This window comes from Sphingobacterium wenxiniae, assembly GCF_900116225.1.
GTDB classification, from domain to species: Bacteria; Bacteroidota; Bacteroidia; order Sphingobacteriales; family Sphingobacteriaceae; genus Sphingobacterium; species Sphingobacterium wenxiniae.
Genome location: NZ_FOZZ01000009.1, coordinates 1 through 17,096, shown reverse-complemented (window position 1 = coordinate 17,096; position 17,096 = coordinate 1). Strand labels below are relative to the sequence as shown.

Genomic DNA, 17,096 nt, shown 5'->3' with positions numbered 1-17,096 from the left:
TTATATTATGAAGAAGTTTTTGCTGATAATATGCTTAGGGCTACAATCTTTGGGTTCTTTCGCACAAGAAGAAAAGACAGAGAAACCTGTTTATTTTGAAGCGGCTCCCCAGGGCTTAGTGCGTTTCTTTTTTGACAATTATTATTTTTTGGTCGATAAGGATTGTGCGTTTAAATCCATCGAAAGGGTTACACAATTTATTGTTTCCAAGAATGTGTTCCACGGGGAATTTCGGGATTTTGCCCCAAATGGAAAAGTCATACTGACGGGTTCTTACGAAGAAGGCCTAAAACAGGGTGATTTTAAAGCCTTTCATCCTAATGGCAATCTAAAATGGGAAGTTACATTTCAAAACAACATTCCCCAAGGTTTTTGGAATTACTACTACCCGGACGGGAAGCCTATGTTAAGTGTAAATTATGGAACAGACTATACCCGCATCACGTCTTTCTGGGATCAAAAAGGCCGTCAACGTGTTGTTGAGGGAAATGGCACCTACGAATTTAAGATGCCTTTCGACTTCTATAATGAATACGGCTATCCATTCTTCGAAAGAAAAGGAAAATTGCGGGAAGGCCTCCCCTCTGGCTATTGGACAACACACGTTGTAGACAATAAAGGACGAAAAGAGCTCATGGCCGAAGAGTTTTACAACAATCGGGGAATCCTGCAAGAAGGATACAACCTGTTTGAAGACGAAGAGTACAACCATCCCATGCAAGTCATTCCATACCAGTATTTTTTTACGGCAGAATCACTCACTTTTAAGCAGTGTAATTTTGATGATTTCAGTGGATTCAACAGCTATATTGCCGACTTTCTCGAAAAAGCCTTTGTCGTTTCACCACAGCTCAGTAATTTACAAGATGATTTTGCCTATAACGTGACCTTAAGCAAGGACGGCACACCAAAGGAATTAACTATCACAAAAAGACTGTCCAACGTGGGGCTCAACCCGGTACTGGAGCAGGTTGTCAAAGCCATTCCTTTTTATTTCCCTTCGATGAACATAGAAGGGGAGCCTATCGAGGATAAATTGCAGGTGTCCGGAAAGCTTGTCGTAGATGTTGAAGGAAAATTTGATTTTCATAGTATCCACATTGAGCGAGAAAATCAACCATAGATGTAATGAGTAATAAATTATAATTCATAATTCGTTTATATAATTATATTTGCAAAAACTTTGCAACATGAAATTTCACAAGGAAGGATATACCAGTTTAGCTTTGGTGGTTTTATTTGTGTTTATTATTAACGCAGTAGCCAATTATTACGATGCACCACAGTTTCTAAAATGGTTCCTTTATGCCTTATCGGCATTTTTGGTCATTACCATCCTACAATTTTTCCGGAGTCCTATCCGCAAAATAACAAAAAACGAAGGCGTTATCCTTTGTCCTGCAGATGGCAAGGTTGTTGTCATTGAAGAGGCCGAAGAAACGGAATATTTCAAGGATAAACGCATACAGGTATCGATTTTCATGTCGCCGATTAATGTACACATCAATCGGAACCCATTGAGTGGAGTCGTTTCCTTCTTCAAATATCATCCAGGTAAATTCTTGGTGGCTTGGCATCCAAAATCATCTACTGACAATGAGCGTACGACCGTTGTTGTTCGCAATCGTAATAATGTCGAAGTTCTTTTCCGCCAGATAGCAGGCGCTTTGGCTCGCAGAATTGTATGGTACGTGAAAGAGAATGATGCTGTAGAACAAGGAGAAGAATTTGGTTTTATCAAGTTCGGTTCGCGCGTGGATTTGTTTTTACCTCTGGGCACAAAAGTAAATGTAAACATTGGTGACAAGGTTGTTGGTGGCAAAACGGTTATCGCAGAACTTTAATCTTAATTTAACATACTATTTGTATCTTAGGCTTCGATAATCGAAGCTTTTTTGTTTATATACACCATGAATTTTAAGTTTTTCGTTTTCTTAATCGCAACCGGTATCGGGTTGCTAATCTCCCTGACCGACTATATCCACCGTCAGGACTTGGGCATCGCCATACTTCTGCTTGTCTCCATATCTCTTGTCACTTTCCTGTTTTTACTGAACCTTTTCGAGCGCTTTATATATAAACGTATCCGCAATATCTATAAACTGATCCACAATCTGAAATTAGGTAAAGACCTAAAAGCCGCATTGGGTGAGCAGATCGTAGACGATCCCGTAACAGATGCTGAACGTGAAGTTCGGATCTGGGCTTCACAGAAAGCTTCCGAAATCGAAAAATTGCAGGAGCAAGCAAAATTCAGGAAAGAATTTCTTTCCAACATTTCTCACGAGTTCAAAACTCCACTATTTGCCACACAAGGATATATCGAAACTTTGCAGGATGGTATGATCGACGATGAGCCCGAAATGGCAAAGAACTTTCTGGAGAAGGCATCCCGCAATCTGGACAGGTTAAGTTATCTTATCCAAGATCTTGATGAAATCACCAAGCTTGAAACCGGCATCATCGCCCTAAACATTGAAAAGTTCGACATCAATACCTTAATAATGGAATGTATAGAAGACTTAGAAGACAAAGCCGCAAGAAACAATATAAAAATCAAGTTTGAAAAAAAAGCAAATGTCCCACATATAGTTAAAGCAGACCGCAAGCGAATTCAACAAGTGTTGATTAACCTCATAGACAATTCCATAAAATATGGCAAAAGAGGAGGAGTAACAAAAATCGCTATTTATCAAATTTTTGAACAATTGTTGGTAGAGGTCACAGATAATGGAGTTGGCATAGAAGAAAAAAATCTTCCTCGGGTTTTCGAGCGTTTTTACCGCACTGACAGTAGCCGATCTCGTGAGATTGGTGGTTCTGGACTTGGTCTCGCCATCGTGAAGCACATTGTGGAAGCCCATGAACAAAATGTAAATGTTAGAAGCACAGAGGGGATTGGAACAACTTTTGGTTTCACTGTAAAATTGGCTAAAGCCGACAAAATGATATAAACCTTACAGTAAAGAGGGGTAAACTTAACATTAACTTAACATTCCATTCATATTTTTGTACAAAATTTACAACTATGGGTTTAAATAGTATTTTTCAGTATTTCGTTCCAAAGGATAAAAAATTCTTCCCTTTGTTTGAACAAGCAGGAGCCAACCTTATCGAGATGGCCAAACTACTCCAAGAAACTGTCTATTCTACTGACGCCGCAAAGCGCTTAGAACTTAACAAGCAAATAGAGGACTTAGAACATAAAGGAGATAACATTACCCACCAAATCCATCTGGAACTTGGAAAAAACTTCATCACTCCATTCGATAGAGAAGATATCCACGCTTTAGCCAGCTCATTGGATGATGTTGCAGACTTTATTCATGGTGCTGCCAATCGCATGGAACTATACAAAGTTCACACCCCAAGCCAGCCGATGAAAGAGATCACTGATCTTATCGTAGAAGCTACAGAGCACGTTGCGAAAGCACTTAACGAATTAAAAGACCTTAAGAACATCCGCAATATCACAGATTCTTGTGTACGTATCAATAGCGTAGAAAATAAAGCAGATTATATTTTTGATAAAGCAGTAGCTGAACTTTTTGAATACGAGAAAGACGCAATTACACTCATCAAAAATAAGGAAGTGCTTTCTGCGATGGAAGATGCTACCGACAAATGTGAGGACGTAGCGAACGTATTAGAAAGTATTTTGGTTAAGAACGCATAACCAAAAATCAAGAAAGCATAAAAAATTAATTATGGGTATTACAACATTATTAATCGTTGTTGTTATTCTTGCAATAGCCTTTGACTACATCAATGGATTCCATGATGCGGCCAATTCTATTGCTACGATTGTATCAACGAAAGTTTTAACCCCCTTTATGGCTGTACTCTGGGCTGCAATCTTCAACTTTGCTGCCTACTTTTATTTCACCGACCATAAAGTGGCAAATACGATTGCCAAAACTGTCCTCGAAGAGTACATTACCCTCGAAGTTATCTTTGCAGGGCTTGTTGCTGCTATATCATGGAACCTTTTCACCTGGTATTATGGTATTCCTTCCAGTTCTTCCCACACCTTAATCGGAGGATTTGCTGGATCAGGAATGGCTTATGCCTGGATTATGGGCGCCAATCCTTTTACTGCAGTCAACCAAAGCGCCATCTTGAAAACGGTATCCTTTATTGTGCTCGCCCCAGTCATGGGTATGATCATTTCGATTATCGTGACGCTTATCATATTAAATCTGGCCAAACGCGCCCGCCCTGCTGTGGCAGAGAGATGGTTTAAAATCTGTCAGTTGATATCATCTGCGGCTTTAAGCTTTGCCCATGGTGGTAATGATGCCCAAAAAGTAATGGGTATCATCGCTACAGCTTTGATTGCGCAGCAGGTTATCCCAGACTTTGAATCCATGCCTGCCTGGGTTCCTTTATCTTGTTATATTGCCATAGCTGCGGGGACAATGAGCGGAGGTTGGAAAATTGTGAAGACCATGGGAACCAAAATTACAAAAGTAACACCATTAGAAGGTGTCTCCGCAGAAACTGCTGGTGCTGTAACCTTGGGTATTACGGAGCACTTTGGTATTCCCGCCTCAACGACACACACTATCACGGGCTCCATCATTGGGGTAGGTGTTGTAAAACGCGTTTCTGCCGTTCGTTGGGGAGTTACCATCAGTTTACTATGGGCTTGGGTATTAACAATTCCAGTAAGTGCTGTTCTAGGAGGAATAACATTAGCAATTATTCATTTTATCCTGTAGTACATTTGATACAAGGAATGACTATTTAATAGGTATTTCGATAAATAAAGCAGAAAAATTTGCCAGAACAAAAGAATATATATACTTTTACGCGGATATTTTTGCTGATTGGCAATAAAAGTATCTTTAACATAAAAAAATAAGGGCAAAAATATTTTTTGGCACTGTTCTTGTTAAAGCTATGTTAAATGACAGATTTGAAACAATTAAAAATTTTTAATAACCTTAAAAACAAGAGTATGAACTATTCTACAATTAAAAAAACAGCTGTTGCAGCATCTTTAGTAGCCGCTTTAGGTTTTGCTGAAACTGCGCAAGCACAAACTCCAACTGTATTTGGTGGTAGATCGCAATACAGAACTTGGTCTATCGGTGTACAAGGCGGTATCACTACCCCTAACGTACTTATCGGTGGAAACAACGCATTCGGTCAAAAAGTTGGTTACTTCCAAAATAAAGTTGGTGAGTACTATGGTTTGACTATCCGTAAGCAATTCTCTCACCTTTTCGGTTTGGAATTAGAAGGTAACCGCGGTACTATCAAAACTTACAACCACGATCTTTCAGGTCCTGCACAAGAAGGTCAATTCAATGCTCGTTCAGCAAAAACTTCTGTTAACTGGGCTGGTAGCTTAAACGGTGTATTCCAATTGGGTACTATCGACTTTTTGAGAAGAGAAAATGCAGTTAACTTCTACGCTAAAGTAGGTTTAGGTGCTTTCTCTTACAACCCTGTTCAGTATGCTAACAACGATTTTACTGGAACTGTTGTATGGGATCAAAAAGGTAACTGGGGTGAAGAAGTAATAGGTGACAGAGATCACAAAGGAGATAAAGATTACCGTTTAGGTATGATTGTTCCTGTAGGTGTTGGTGCAAAATTCAAATTATCTGAAGTTGTTGCATTGAACTTGGGTTACACAATGAACTTCACTGATGAGGCTTTATTGTATGGACCAAACAGACACGGTGCTGGTAAACAACGTTACGCTAACGTATACGGTGGTCTAGAATTCACTTTAGGTTCTAAAGACAAAGAAAACTTAACATTTGCTAACCCAGTTGCTACTTTATACGATGAGTTGAAAGATCCATCTTTGCGTAACGAAGTTGAAGCATTGAAACAACGCGTATCTGCTTTAGAAGGTACTGTTAACGAATTGAGCAAAGACTCTGACGGTGACGGTGTATCTGATAAATTCGACAAATGTCCAGGAACTCCTGCAGGTACTGTAGTGGATGGTTCAGGATGTCCTATCAAATTCCCAGAGCCTGTTGTTAACAACGCTACTGAAGGTGCTTACTATGCTCCTATTCAATTCGAATTCGATAGCTCTGTATTGAAAACTGAATCTTACTCAACTTTAGATAAATTAGCTAAAGAACTTCGTGACAACAACTCATCTGTTACTTTAGATGGTTACGCGTCATCAGAAGGTACTGAAGCTTACAACTTGAACTTATCTAAAGACCGTGCTAACGCAGTAAAACAATACTTGGTTAACGCTGGTGTTGCTGCTTCAAGCATCACTGCTAACGGTTACGGTGAAGCTAATCCAGTTTCTTCTAATGCAACTGAAGAAGGTCGTGTTAAAAACCGTCGTGTAGAAATCAAAAAATAATTTTACTTCGGTAATAATTATAAATGATAAGAAAGCCGATCCTATATAGGATCGGCTTTTCTGCTATAAGTCAATCATTTACATTATATTTGCAGGAAGGTTGTGAAAATGTGGAAAAACAACTATACTATATCTCACATTTTCTTGCTAATTTTCTTCTAAAGTAGTGGCATTCGAGGGTTTGATTATTTAAAATGAAAGGAGCGTAATGGAAGAAGATTTTGAATTTGGCTCACCTGAAGAACAGAAAATATCTGTCGACAGATATGAAGAAATGCTTCGGAACCAGGATCAATACTTTTTTGATGCAAAGGCATTTGAAAGTATCATCGAATATTATATTGACAAAAATGATCCGGCTAAGGCTCTCCAAGTAGCGGAATATGCAACTGCTCAGCACCCTTATGAGAGTATATTTCTAAGTCGCAAGGCATTCTTGCTTATGCGCACACAGCAGTATGCAGAAGCATTAGACACCGCCTACAAAGCGTGTATATTAGAGCCTAATAGTGTTGAAATCTGTTTATTAAAAGGAGGTATTTACCTACATATGGGTGAAATCGATACCGCTGAAGAACTTTTTCTAAAAGCTGTAGAATTAGAGCCAGATTCGGCAGAAGCCTATTTTCAGTTGGGCGAACTCTATCAGCTAACAGGTAATTATGAACAAGCCTGTGTTTACTTAAAAAAATCTCTTGAGTTCAATATCGAGAATGAAGAAGCTTTACACGCTTTAGCTTTTTGCTTCGATTCCTTAGGCAAGCCTGAGGAGAGCATTTCATTTTATAACGAATATATCAATAATGATCCTTATTCCTATGTAGCCTGGTTTAACCTTGGCCTTGTCTACGAAAGAATGGAGCGCTTCGAAGAGGCTATCGATGCTTTTGACTATAGTATCCTCATCAATGAATCTTTTGTCTACGCCTATTTCAACAAAGGAAATGCGTTGGTGAACCTACAAAAATATGAAGAAGCCATTGAGGTCTACAAACAGAGTTTTGAATACGAAAAACCATCCGCAGATGTTTACTGTGCCATAGGTGAGTGCTATGAGAAATTGGAACAGATGGATTTGGCGCGTGAAAATTATAAAAAAGCAGTAAAGCTCGATCCGTATTTGGCTGATGCATGGTTTGGCATTGGGGTCACATTAGACTTTGACGACCGCTATTTCGAATCTTTGCACTTCTATAAAAAAGCATTAGAATTAGAAGACGATAACCCAGATTATTGGTTTGCTATTGCGGATGCTCGATACAAGCTGCGCCAATTCGACGAATCAGTCCGTGCCTACAACAAAGTTGTAGAACTTTCGCCCAATGATATCGAAGCTTGGCTGGACTATTCCTCCATATACTTTGAAGAGCAACGATATGATGAAGCGATTGGTGTCATGGCAGATGCCATAAAAACTAACCCTGATGCTCCTGAATTATACTATCGATTGGTTGCTTATCTATTTGCAAACGGACAATACAATGAAGCCTTGAATTTTTTAGAGTTAGGGTTAGCAGCAGATCCGGAGAAGTTTTATATCCTATTTGATTATCTTCCCCAATTGCAGGGAAACAAAATCATTGTGGATATCATAAAAAAATACACTGACAACGCATGAAAAAATTAGGGCTCATCGGTTTTCCACTAGGGCATTCCTTTTCCAAAAAATACTACCTAGAAAAATTCGAAAAAGAGCATATACAAGGGATAGATTATGATCTATATCCATTGGAGGATATAACTTCCTTCCCTAAGCTCTATGAAGGGGACAGTTGTTTCCAAGGTTTCAACGTGACGATCCCACATAAACAACGTGTAATGCCCTTTCTGGACGAACTATCGGAAGAGGCGAAAATCATCGGTGCCGTTAACTGTATTCGCATACAAAGAGATGACAACACCACTAGACTAAAAGGTTATAATACTGATGCCTTCGGCTTTGAAAACTCGCTTAAACCGCTACTACAGCAACATCATAAAACTGCATTAGTCCTGGGTAATGGCGGAGCTGCAAAAGCTGTATTTTACACATTGGATAAATTAGGAATTCCATACAAAATCGTAAGCCGTACAGCTGAAAATGGTGATTTAACCTATGCTGAGGTAACAGATTCTATCATCAAATCCAATACTATAATTATCAACTGCTCTCCTGTTGGCACCTACCCTAATGTAGACGAAGCTCCGGCTATACCGTACCATAGTATTGGAAAGCAACACCTATTGTACGATTTAATATACAATCCAGAGGAAACTTTATTTTTACGATTGGGAAAGGAACAAGGTGCCGTGACAAAAAATGGTCTAGAAATGTTAGTTCTACAGGCAGAAAAAAACTGGGAAATCTGGAATCAATAAAATGGGAAAACACCTATTCTTTTTCTTTGGAATCTTAGTTTCCCTCGCTTCCTGTGGTAACCAAGCATCCGATGCTATGCCAAAGCCAAGAGGTTTCTTCCGATTATATTTCCCTGAAAAAACTTACCAGCCAATCGAACAGGGCTGCCCTTTTTCGTTTGAAATGCCAACATACGCTGTGTGGGCCCCTGACCTGTCTGAAAAGGCAAAACCTTGTTGGAAAAATTTGGATTTCCCGAATTTTAATGCGCGTTTGCACATTAGCTATTTTAACATCACACCAGAGGCAAGTTTTGCAGAATTAACAGAAGATGCTCGCACATTTGCATTTAAACATACGGCAAAAGCAACAGCTATCGATCAAGTGGTGATACATCATACGGAAACGGATGTACACGGTATTCTCTACGAAATACGAGGAAACTCAGCGTCTAACGTACAGTTTTTCGTATCCGACAGTACGAAACACTATCTTAGGGGCGCTTTGTATTTCAACGAAAAGCCCCATCTCGACTCTATAAAACCTATTCTGGATTTTATCAGAGCAGATATTGATCACTTAATTAATACCTTTAGCTGGAAATAATTCCGGGTTTCATAATTACTCATGATGGTAGAGGAGAGCTACACAAACCACGAAGCGCTCGTGAATGTTATGAATAACATTTACGGATGAATAATTCATTTTATATGCCGCAATTATATTGCATATAAAAGTGAATTTCTGTAGGTTTGGGATTATGCTTAAAGTTCAATCATTCGTATTTAACGCCTTCCAGGAAAACACCTATATAGTCTATAATGAAGAAAGTTATTGCGCTATTTTTGATCCTGGAATGTCCAATCCGCAAGAGGAAAAAGCGCTGGTCACTTTTATTGAAGAAAAAAAGTTAAAACCTACTGCTTTATTCAATACACATTGCCATATTGATCACGTTCTGGGCAATCGCTTCATATATGATCAATATGGCCTCCTTCCTCAATTTCATGAGGGAGAGGTGCCCGTGCTGGTGGTCGTAGAAAATATAGCTCCGCAATATGGCTTTCGATACGAAACCTCTCCTATCCCACAGATATTCCTTACCGAAGATGAAAAGATAAGTATTGGTAAGGATGAATTAAGCCTACTATTTGTTCCTGGACATTCGCCTGCACATTTATGCTTTTACTCTGAACAAGATAAGTTTCTGATTGGGGGCGACGTATTATTCCGAAACAGTATTGGCAGAACCGATTTGCCAGGAGGCAACCACCAGCAGTTATTGGACAACATCAAGAATAAACTCTATGTTCTCCCTGATGATACAGTTGTGTATCCCGGACATGGACCTTCAACTACGATAGGCTTCGAAAAAAACACAAATCCATTCGTAAGAGGATAATGTTATGAGACTCCCCCTTTTTTTTGCTAAGCGCTACCTATTCTCCAAGAAATCTGTTAATGCAATCAATATCATTTCTGGCATTAGCGTAGTGGGAGTATTGGTCAGTAGTGCGGCCTTGGTGATTGTTCTTTCATTCTATAACGGAATGGAAAAGCTTATCCTCTCACTATATAGCAGCCTTGCTCCGGAATTACGTATTGAGCCAACGACAGGCAAGGTGTTCTCCACAGCCGATACAAAATTTACTGAACTTCGCCAAAAATCTTATATCAGAAGCTACACAGAGGTTTTGGAGGACAAAGCACTTATACAATACAACAACCAACAATTTATTGCCGAAATTAAAGGGATTGAACCTCAAAGCTTACAGGAAGTTGACCATGAAAATATGCTTTATGCTGGAAGCTTAGACATTGCGCAGGATAGCAACTTCTATGCACTTATTGGGGCACAAATTCAAGCGAATCTACGAATACCGATCAATGGTATAAACAACCATATCCAGCTGTTTTCCCCACGGAAAGGAGCACAATCCAACACGATCAATCCTTTAGATGAAATCAACATTCGGAATATATCACCTATTGGGGTCTTGCAATATGAGCAATCTGTCGATAACTTTATTATTACACCAATAGACTTTGCCCGAGACCTGTTGAATGAGTATGAAAAAGTTTCGGCCATAGAAATTTATACAAGTGATACCCTAGCACTCCCTAAAATCCAGAAACAGATACAAAATCTCTTAGGGGAATCCTATATAGTCAAAAACCGCGAACAGCAGAATCCTTTATTATACAAGACGATACAATCCGAAAAGTGGGTTGTATTCTTTATTCTGACGATTATAGGCATCATTGCTATCTTTAACATTATCGGGTCGCTAACTATGCTAGTGATTGATAAAAAACAAGATATGAACATTCTCCAAAGCTTAGGTGCGAGTAAGACACTTATCCAACGTATCTTTTTCTATGAAGGTGTGATGATTGCTTCTATCGGAAGCTTCGTGGGGATTATACTTGGCTTGTTGTTCTGTCTATTTCAGGAAAGGTTCGGTTTTGTACGAACCGGCGAAGGGGCAAATGCCATTATGGATGTTTATCCTGTGGATATCCGATGGGCAGATTTTATCGTCGTATTTTTAACAGTAATGTGTGTAGCCATTATCGTATCTTATATATCATCTCGATTGAGTGTTAAGGAAATAAAGAGAGAAGTGATCTAAGAATTAATGCTTAATATTTCAATCGTTCACGGCTATAATCTCCTTTAACAATGGAGTTGATAAAAGATCCCCAAGCAAAAGGACTTAGAAGCGGGTTTGCATAACGTTGGTTAACTGCCTTATTGCTCATATTAATATGCCGTTGCATAGCGTTGAAACTCTGTATCTCCTCAGCACTGCGCGGAACTACGGCAGACAGGGCTGCTAAAGCTTCCGGAGAAAGATTCCTACGGATACGTGCTGCATCACCACCGCTCATATCCAGAGACATAAATACCATATTGAACTCTTCGATACTCGCCCAAGGGAAAGGTGTAATCGCAGGAAGCTCAATAACCATGCTTTTCATGCTAATTTTTGCCGTGAATTTGTCGGAGTTGGTCTGTGGTACGACGTATTCCAACGACTCAAATCCCACAGAAGTAAAGAGAATGGTATCTCCAGGATGAGCCACAAAAGAAAAATAACCTTCGTTATCAGCAGCGACGACATGGTTATTATGGCTCTTGTTAGTCACCGTAACAAAAGGAACAGGAAGCTCACCCCCAACAGAACTGATAAGCCCGCTGAATTGAATCAGTTTTTTCTGCTGAGCCTGACTTGACGTCGTTACCAGTATCAAAAAAAACAACCCTATGTAATACCTCAATCTTCCTGTCATATTTCAAATTTATACAAACTCCTCAAAAGGAGCCTGTTAAATTTTGTTAACCATATTATATGATCAAAATTGTTACGGAGTGATTGCGTTCGGGTCATTCATATCGGTTAGATTAATTGCCTCTACTGCTATGATTTCTGGAACGGCCTTTTTGATTGCTTGTTCCAGCCCCGCTTTAAACGTCATAATACTCATCGCACAATTTGCACATGTCCCCAATAACCGTAACCGTACAACATGGTCAGGAGTAATTTCTTCAATACTCACGTTGCCACCATCTGTTGCCAAATAAGGGCGAATGGTATCTAAAGCCTGCTCTACTCGCTCGTGTAATGTCATTTTTCTTTCTAAAATATTTATCTGTGTAAAGATAGTCAATTTATTATTTTTTTAAGATAGATAAAACCTATAGCCCATAATTCAACATTTCATTGACAGATTGTGTATATCCACAGGTTAAAGTATGTTAAAGCTCTTTAAATAAGTCGTTTTCCTCTAGGTTTTGACTTATCTTGGCTCACTAAAAATTAATTGAATCTTATACAGATTTCACGTATCTTTGTAAAATGTTTTTAAATAGACGTATAGTATCCTTATTGGCATGTGTAATAATGCTTGGCTCCTTCACCGGGTGTAAGAGCAAATTTGAGAAGTTGCGCGCCAGCAACAATATTGCCATGAAATATCAGGAGGCAGTCAAATTCTACGAAAACAAAAAGTATACTAAGGCCTTAGTTCTTTTTGATGAGTTGATGACCCGTTACCGTGGGCAAGCAGAAGCAGAAGATCTTTACTATTTTACCGCTTATACGAACTATCGTCTGAAGGATTATACTTCGGCACGTTACGCTTTTAAAAACTTTGCTACAACGTATCCGAACAGCCCTCGTGCAGAAGAATGTCGGTTCATGTCTGCATATTGTTTCTATGTCGATTCCCCAAGAGCATCTCTGGATCAAGAGAATACACGAAAAGCGATCGATGAGCTGCAATTGTTCATCAACCTTTATCCCGATGGAGAGAAAGCACAAGAAGCTGGTGATCTTATCCAAAGCCTAAGGGACAAGCTTGAGCTGAAAGCATATACCAATGCAAAATTGTACTTCAACATGGGACAGCCAGACGATTACCGTGCTGCCGTTATCGCATTTGAAAATATGCTTCGTGAGTACCCAGATACAAAATATGCAGAAGAGGTTGAATTTCTGATTGTCAAATCACAATATCTTTTCGCAGAAAATAGTATGATTCATCGCCAACAGGAACGTTTCAACGATGCACTGGATTATTACAAAGCTTTTACTGAGAATTATCCGGAAAGCAAATTTAGAAAAGAAGCGGACGATCTTCGTGTGGGTGCCGAGCGACAAATTGCTGTGGTAACAAAGCGGATGGACGAATACAATAAAGCGCAGGAAGAGCGCCAAAGAGAATTAGGTATCACTAGTGAAGAAGCAAACGGAACAGCTTCTACATCAGATACCAACAAATAAGTTAATAAGTAAAAAGAATTTTTATAATATACTTTAACAATGAGCCAAAATAAGAACACTTCTATTCCAAACTCAACCGTAACCAGAGATTTGAGACAATTGGATTTGAGCACAGACAATATCTACGAATCTATTGTTGTTATCTCTAAACGTGCTAATCAGATAGCAACAGACGTTAAAGAGGAATTAAACGGCAAATTAGCAGAATTTGCAACGAATAATGACAATTTAGAAGAAGTTTTCGAAAATCGTGAACAGATCGAGATCTCAAAACACTATGAACGCATGCCAAAACCAACTTTGGTTGCCATTGATGAGTTTTTGAATGATAAAGTCTATTTTAGAAACCCTTCTAAAGAACAAGAATAATCCCCCAAGGGTATGTCTTTACTAAAGGACAAGAATATTGTAATTGGTGTATGTGGCAGTATTGCCGCATACAAAATTGCAGTGTTGGTTCGTCTTTTGGTAAAAGAAAATGCACAGGTTCAAGTTATCATGACGCCTGATGCGCACCATTTCATTACTCCGCTTACCTTAGCTACTTTATCCAAACGTCCCGTGTTGTCTGAATATTACGACAAATCCAACGGACAATGGAACAATCATGTCGACTTAGGATTAAACGCAGATATACTTCTTATTGCTCCTGCTTCGGCGAACACCCTTGCGAAGATGGCTAACGGACTTTGCGACAATCTTTTGCTAGCAACATATCTATCCGCAAAATGTCCCGTCCTATTTGCTCCAGCAATGGATTTGGATATGTGGAAACATCCCGCCACTCAGCAAAATATTACGAAGTTACAAGCCTACGGAAATACTTTGCTTAAACCCAATCATGGCGAACTTGCCAGTGGACTGATTGGTGAGGGGCGTATGGCAGAACCAGAGGAAATTGTACAAGCCTTGCAGCAATATTTTAACCCTTCGCTTCCCCTCAAAGGAAAGAAAGCTTTAGTCTCTGCAGGACCTACTTATGAAGCCATAGACCCTGTACGGTTTATCGGCAATTATTCCAGTGGAAAAATGGGCTATGCCATAGCTGAGGCACTGGAAAAAAGAGGCGCACAAGTTACCCTCGTTTCTGGACCTACAACACTGCCTTCACCTACAAACGTAGAAAAACATACTGTAATCTCAGCTCAGGAAATGCTGGATGCCTGTGAACGATATTTTGATGAATCAGATATTGTCGTCATGAGTGCGGCCGTAGCAGATTATACACCGGTTCAAGTCGCATCAGAGAAAATAAAGAAAAAAGAAGACACATTCCGTATTGAGCTGAAGAGGACGACTGACATCTTAGCTTCCTTAGGCAAGAGAAAGACGAATATACAAACTTTAGTAGGATTTGCATTGGAGACCAACAACGAAGTGGAAAATGCTACAGACAAACTAAAACGAAAGAATCTCGACTTTATCGTACTCAATTCCTTGAAAGACGAAGGTGCAGGATTTGCTGGAGATACCAATAAAGTCACAGTAATTAACCGCAATGGTGAGCATCAATCTTTTTCATTAAAGCCTAAAAATGAGGTCGCAGAGGATATTGTCAATACTATTATCCGTCACCAGGAAACTATAAATGCATAATCCGAATTTCTTTCGGATAGTAATTATTGATTCTGTTTGGCAATACCTTCACCCAGCCTAAATTTACACCTTCATACCTCACCAATACCCAACCCCTTTGATGGTCTGTAAAGTGATTCGGATCAAGGTTTTCTTTGCGAAGAAAGTCTTGAGCGACATTTAGGTCAACCTCTTGAAAAGGAAGCTCTTCTAATACATAGTTACTGAGCGCTAGATCATACGAAGGAATCAACTCCCTTCCTGTCCATTTTCCAATACACGTTCCTGCATTCTTTAGGTATAACATCTGCTTCAGAACAATCAAATCCTGGTTATATTGCAATGGAAAGATATGTATATCATCATGCTGCATAAACGTAGTAAACCGACTATCATTTTCAATCCATCTCTCTACAACACCTTTAGGAACATTGGTTTTCTCTGGTTTGATTTTTTTTCTATTGAAAGTCGATTGATCTTTCTTTTTTCGCAAAGCGGCAATAAAAAAACCCTCTCCCTCTAACTTATGTGGATAAAAACGATAAGCCCATCTTCCTTCTCCAGCTATTTCCACAATTCCCCAAGTCCCATCTATCGGAATTTGGATACATTCCATTCCATGCTCCGCCAAAAGCCAGTCTACAACTTCTTCATTTTCCTCTACGGAATAAGAGCAAGTAGAATATAACAATACCCCTCCTTCAGTTAAGGCCGGCAAGCAGTCTGCCAAAATACGTTTCTGTCTATCGCTACAAAGCTTTACATTTGCTAGAGACCATTCATCTACGGCATCCTTATCCTTCCTAAACATCCCCGAACCGGAACAAGGAGCATCGACCAGCATCAAATCGAAATAACCCGGTAAACGTCCAAATGCAGATGGATCATTGTTTGTCACGACAACATTGGCGTTGCCCCATCGCACCAAATTATCGACCAATACATTCGCCCTCGTTTTGATAACCTCATTGGATACTAATAATGACGTCTCCCCCAATGTAGTATTCAATAATGTAGATTTTCCTCCCGGCGATGCACAAACATCTAGGGCTTTAGTTTCACTATCTTTCAACTTCAGATATCGCAATATATGATCCAAGAACATCGAAGAAGCTTCTTGCACATAGAAACAACCCGCATGATAGAGTGGATCCAATGTAAAACTCGGCCGTTCTGACAAGTAATAACCGTTCTCACACCAAAGGACAGGTTTCAGGCAGGAGGTATCCAAAGAAGATTTCTTTGCAGGATTCATACGAATAGATGTTATTCTATCCCCTTGCTCATGTACGTCTATAAAGGCCGCTTCATCAAAGTTATCTTGTTCGGTCAAGCGTCGAATTAATTCATTAGGGAGAAAATTGCTCATACCCAAAAGTAAAGGTAAAAAATGAAAAGTGAAACTCCTTTTATGAGGTTCTTACTGTATCTTTGGATATGAAAGATTTTAAGAAATACTATATCATCCCCACAGATCCAGAAGATGTCTATAAAGCCCTCACTATAGAAATTACCGCTCGATTATGGACAGGAGATGAAGTTCAGATTGATGCACGGGAAGGTGGGGAATTTTCCTTATGGGATGGCGCCATACAAGGAAACTTCATTACACTTGAGCCTTACACAAAAATCGTACAGGAATGGTATTTTGGAGAGCAAGAAGAAAGGTCTATTGTCACCTTCAAATTCCATGAGCATAAAAAAGGGACTTCATTAGAAATACAACAGACCAATATCCCGGATGAGGCTTTTGAAGATATTGTAGAGGGATGGGAAGACACTTATATAGCTTCGCTCATAGAGTTTTATGAGGAAGAGTAGTATTAAGTATTGAGTAGAGCGTATTGCGTATTGAGATTATTCCTATAAGACTATCACCATTGTAGCACCCATATATTTGTTTGACTATAAACAAAAAGCCCCTTTCAGTTTCCTGTAAGGGGCTTTGTATAAGATTATCCGCCAGACGGCGGATCACTCTCCCATCCGCCGCGGCGGACAGTACCATCGGCCCGGCAGGGGGGGAAACAAAAAAGGGACGTCCAAATGAATG

Annotated in this window: 18 protein-coding genes; 15 read left to right on the top strand and 3 right to left on the bottom strand. The window is 39.5% G+C overall.

Features of this window, described 5'->3' with window-relative positions; translation table 11 throughout:
- The first annotated feature begins 7 nt into the window (after positions 1–7).
- The 11 genes from BM375_RS12160 (at position 8) to BM375_RS12110 (ending at position 11,314) form a co-directional block, all read left to right on the top strand.
- A complete protein-coding gene (locus BM375_RS12160) occupies positions 8–1,123 on the top strand; it encodes a toxin-antitoxin system YwqK family antitoxin (RefSeq protein ID WP_093366431.1) in 1,116 nt (371 codons plus the stop codon).
- A 67-nt stretch (positions 1,124–1,190) separates the two neighbouring features.
- Positions 1,191–1,844 carry a phosphatidylserine decarboxylase family protein gene (locus BM375_RS12155; protein WP_093366429.1) on the top strand — a complete coding sequence of 218 codons (654 nt, stop codon included), beginning with the start codon at positions 1,191–1,193 and terminating at the stop codon, positions 1,842–1,844.
- A 66-nt stretch (positions 1,845–1,910) separates the two neighbouring features.
- Positions 1,911–2,954, top strand: a complete 1,044-nt coding sequence (locus BM375_RS12150) for a sensor histidine kinase (protein ID WP_093366427.1) — start codon at positions 1,911–1,913, stop codon at positions 2,952–2,954.
- Positions 2,955–3,028: 74 nt separating this feature from the next.
- The gene (locus BM375_RS12145; protein WP_093366426.1) at positions 3,029–3,676 is read left to right on the top strand and encodes a DUF47 domain-containing protein; all 648 of its coding nucleotides are present in this window, start codon (positions 3,029–3,031) and stop codon (positions 3,674–3,676) included.
- A gap of 31 nt (positions 3,677–3,707) precedes the next feature.
- Positions 3,708–4,721, top strand: a complete 1,014-nt coding sequence (locus BM375_RS12140) for an inorganic phosphate transporter (RefSeq protein ID WP_093366424.1) — start codon at positions 3,708–3,710, stop codon at positions 4,719–4,721.
- A gap of 239 nt (positions 4,722–4,960) precedes the next feature.
- Positions 4,961–6,343 (top strand): OmpA family protein, encoded by a 1,383-nt coding sequence (locus BM375_RS12135; RefSeq protein WP_093366604.1) that lies wholly within the window; start codon positions 4,961–4,963, stop codon positions 6,341–6,343.
- Positions 6,344–6,551: 208 nt separating this feature from the next.
- Entirely contained in the window at positions 6,552–7,961 is a 1,410-nt protein-coding gene (locus BM375_RS12130) for a tetratricopeptide repeat protein (RefSeq protein WP_093366423.1), read from the top strand.
- Positions 7,958–8,701, top strand: coding sequence for a shikimate dehydrogenase family protein (locus BM375_RS12125; protein ID WP_093366421.1), 744 nt, complete (start codon positions 7,958–7,960; stop codon positions 8,699–8,701). Before BM375_RS12130 ends, BM375_RS12125 begins: the two co-directional genes overlap by 4 nt.
- 1 nt (position 8,702) lies before the next feature.
- On the top strand, positions 8,703–9,287 hold the full coding sequence (gene gldD / locus BM375_RS12120) for a gliding motility lipoprotein GldD (RefSeq protein WP_093366420.1): 585 nt from the start codon (positions 8,703–8,705) through the stop codon (positions 9,285–9,287).
- Between the two features lie 154 nt (positions 9,288–9,441).
- On the top strand, positions 9,442–10,083 hold the full coding sequence (locus BM375_RS12115) for an MBL fold metallo-hydrolase (protein WP_093366419.1): 642 nt from the start codon (positions 9,442–9,444) through the stop codon (positions 10,081–10,083).
- A 4-nt stretch (positions 10,084–10,087) separates the two neighbouring features.
- Positions 10,088–11,314, top strand: a complete 1,227-nt coding sequence (locus BM375_RS12110) for an FtsX-like permease family protein (protein ID WP_093366417.1) — start codon at positions 10,088–10,090, stop codon at positions 11,312–11,314.
- 10 nt (positions 11,315–11,324) lie between these two features.
- On the opposite strand, the gene BM375_RS12105 is transcribed toward BM375_RS12110, so the two are convergent.
- Entirely contained in the window at positions 11,325–11,975 is a 651-nt protein-coding gene (locus BM375_RS12105) for a peptidase associated/transthyretin-like domain-containing protein (protein WP_093366416.1), read from the bottom strand.
- A gap of 72 nt (positions 11,976–12,047) precedes the next feature.
- Positions 12,048–12,314 carry a NifU family protein gene (locus BM375_RS12100; RefSeq protein WP_093366415.1) on the bottom strand — a complete coding sequence of 89 codons (267 nt, stop codon included), beginning with the start codon at positions 12,312–12,314 and terminating at the stop codon, positions 12,048–12,050.
- 227 nt (positions 12,315–12,541) lie between these two features.
- Here BM375_RS12100 and BM375_RS12095 point away from each other — a divergent pair, with 227 nt between their 5' ends.
- From BM375_RS12095 to coaBC, 3 genes are read left to right on the top strand one after another with little or no spacing between them, the layout of a single operon-like run.
- Positions 12,542–13,468, top strand: coding sequence for an outer membrane protein assembly factor BamD (locus BM375_RS12095; RefSeq protein WP_093366414.1), 927 nt, complete (start codon positions 12,542–12,544; stop codon positions 13,466–13,468).
- Between the two features lie 39 nt (positions 13,469–13,507).
- Positions 13,508–13,837 (top strand): DNA-directed RNA polymerase subunit omega, encoded by a 330-nt coding sequence (locus tag BM375_RS12090; protein ID WP_093366412.1) that lies wholly within the window; start codon positions 13,508–13,510, stop codon positions 13,835–13,837.
- Between the two features lie 12 nt (positions 13,838–13,849).
- Positions 13,850–15,064 carry a bifunctional phosphopantothenoylcysteine decarboxylase/phosphopantothenate--cysteine ligase CoaBC gene (gene coaBC, locus BM375_RS12085; protein WP_093366411.1) on the top strand — a complete coding sequence of 405 codons (1,215 nt, stop codon included), beginning with the start codon at positions 13,850–13,852 and terminating at the stop codon, positions 15,062–15,064.
- Here the strand turns inward: coaBC and BM375_RS12080 are convergent.
- Positions 15,051–16,412, bottom strand: a complete 1,362-nt coding sequence (locus BM375_RS12080) for a methyltransferase RsmF C-terminal domain-like protein (RefSeq protein WP_093366409.1) — start codon at positions 16,410–16,412, stop codon at positions 15,051–15,053. The genes coaBC and BM375_RS12080 overlap by 14 nt on opposite strands.
- Before the next feature lie 68 nt (positions 16,413–16,480).
- On the opposite strand from BM375_RS12080, the gene BM375_RS12075 reads away from it, so the two are divergent.
- Positions 16,481–16,864, top strand: coding sequence for an SRPBCC domain-containing protein (locus tag BM375_RS12075; protein ID WP_093366408.1), 384 nt, complete (start codon positions 16,481–16,483; stop codon positions 16,862–16,864).
- The last annotated feature ends 232 nt before the right edge of the window (positions 16,865–17,096 follow it).

Coding starts and splice junctions, on each gene's coding strand:
- BM375_RS12160 (WP_093366431.1), top strand. CDS start 8: ATGAAGAAGTTTTTGCTGATAATATGCTTAGGGCTACAATCTTTGGGT.
- BM375_RS12155 (WP_093366429.1), top strand. CDS start 1,191: ATGAAATTTCACAAGGAAGGATATACCAGTTTAGCTTTGGTGGTTTTA.
- BM375_RS12150 (WP_093366427.1), top strand. CDS start 1,911: ATGAATTTTAAGTTTTTCGTTTTCTTAATCGCAACCGGTATCGGGTTG.
- BM375_RS12145 (WP_093366426.1), top strand. CDS start 3,029: ATGGGTTTAAATAGTATTTTTCAGTATTTCGTTCCAAAGGATAAAAAA.
- BM375_RS12140 (WP_093366424.1), top strand. CDS start 3,708: ATGGGTATTACAACATTATTAATCGTTGTTGTTATTCTTGCAATAGCC.
- BM375_RS12135 (WP_093366604.1), top strand. CDS start 4,961: ATGAACTATTCTACAATTAAAAAAACAGCTGTTGCAGCATCTTTAGTA.
- BM375_RS12130 (WP_093366423.1), top strand. CDS start 6,552: ATGGAAGAAGATTTTGAATTTGGCTCACCTGAAGAACAGAAAATATCT.
- BM375_RS12125 (WP_093366421.1), top strand. CDS start 7,958: ATGAAAAAATTAGGGCTCATCGGTTTTCCACTAGGGCATTCCTTTTCC.
- gldD (WP_093366420.1), top strand. CDS start 8,703: ATGGGAAAACACCTATTCTTTTTCTTTGGAATCTTAGTTTCCCTCGCT.
- BM375_RS12115 (WP_093366419.1), top strand. CDS start 9,442: ATGCTTAAAGTTCAATCATTCGTATTTAACGCCTTCCAGGAAAACACC.
- BM375_RS12110 (WP_093366417.1), top strand. CDS start 10,088: ATGAGACTCCCCCTTTTTTTTGCTAAGCGCTACCTATTCTCCAAGAAA.
- BM375_RS12105 (WP_093366416.1), bottom strand. CDS start 11,975: ATGACAGGAAGATTGAGGTATTACATAGGGTTGTTTTTTTTGATACTG.
- BM375_RS12100 (WP_093366415.1), bottom strand. CDS start 12,314: ATGACATTACACGAGCGAGTAGAGCAGGCTTTAGATACCATTCGCCCT.
- BM375_RS12095 (WP_093366414.1), top strand. CDS start 12,542: ATGTTTTTAAATAGACGTATAGTATCCTTATTGGCATGTGTAATAATG.
- BM375_RS12090 (WP_093366412.1), top strand. CDS start 13,508: ATGAGCCAAAATAAGAACACTTCTATTCCAAACTCAACCGTAACCAGA.
- coaBC (WP_093366411.1), top strand. CDS start 13,850: ATGTCTTTACTAAAGGACAAGAATATTGTAATTGGTGTATGTGGCAGT.
- BM375_RS12080 (WP_093366409.1), bottom strand. CDS start 16,412: ATGAGCAATTTTCTCCCTAATGAATTAATTCGACGCTTGACCGAACAA.
- BM375_RS12075 (WP_093366408.1), top strand. CDS start 16,481: ATGAAAGATTTTAAGAAATACTATATCATCCCCACAGATCCAGAAGAT.